The sequence below is a fragment of the Pseudomonas glycinis genome (assembly GCF_054871425.1).
The window spans coordinates 1-473 of record NZ_JBTYHF010000027.1 but is presented as its reverse complement, the minus strand read 5'-3'; the positions used below and the strand labels follow the sequence as shown (position 1 = coordinate 473).

Genomic DNA, 473 nt, shown 5'->3' with positions numbered 1-473 from the left:
CCAGACTACTGGCACTGCAACTGCTGTTGCTGCGAACGATGCGTTGGCTGGTAATGCTCCGATCACCAACTCGATCACTGGCGTGACCAGCGGCAACTTCGAAGATCTGGTGGCGGACAAAACACCGGTTTCGACCACTGTTACGGATGTTAACGACACCACCAATCTGTCGCTCAGCGCCAGCAATTCGGTGGCTGAAGGTGGCCAGATCACCTACACCGCGACATTGACCAATGCCGCTGGCTCACCAGTGACCGTGACGTTGTCGAATGGCGCAGTGATCACCATCAAAGCAGGCGAAACCACCGGCACTGCGACCGTTCCTGCACCGTCCGATGACGTCTACAAAGATGCCGGTTCCGTCCAGGCAACGATCACTAGCGCTACCGGTGGCAATTTCGAGAACCTCGTACCGAGCACTGCTCCAGCGGTGACGACTGTCACCGACACCATCGATACCTCGACCGTCAAAT

The 473-nt window shown here is 57.1% G+C and carries 1 protein-coding gene; it reads left to right on the top strand.

Features of this window, described 5'->3' with window-relative positions; all coding sequences use genetic code 11:
• A partial coding sequence (locus ACYSTU_RS26985) for an immunoglobulin-like domain-containing protein (RefSeq protein WP_499002755.1) occupies positions 1 to 473 on the top strand: 473 nt, incomplete at both ends.